Source organism: Chryseobacterium sp. SIMBA_038, from assembly GCF_046535115.1.
Classification (GTDB): domain Bacteria; phylum Bacteroidota; class Bacteroidia; order Flavobacteriales; family Weeksellaceae; genus Chryseobacterium.
In genome coordinates, this window is record NZ_JAWRXH010000422.1 from 1 (window position 1) to 239 (window position 239).

1 protein-coding gene is annotated in these 239 nt (G+C 49.0%); it reads left to right on the forward strand.

Annotated features, from left to right (window positions below):
* A partial coding sequence (locus tag SB689_RS24130) for a hypothetical protein (RefSeq protein ID WP_410694549.1) occupies nucleotides 1–239 on the forward strand: 239 nt, incomplete at both ends.

Genomic DNA, 239 nt, shown 5'->3' on the forward strand with positions numbered 1-239 from the left:
CTTTGACCTGATTGGTTGGGTATTGCCGCTGATTGGCAAGTTTTGGTTTGTAATCTTAGCGTATTTGGGCTATAGGGTATTTGGGAAGGCGAGCAAAAAAGTTACCCAAGGCAAAGTTTCACCCACGCTCACACCAGTGAGTGGCCCTACGAGCTTTCCAATGACGCCTGCGTTTGAGGATGAGGAAGAACGCAAGCCTGTGCGTGCATCGGCTAAATATGAGCCGATTGAGCCTGAAT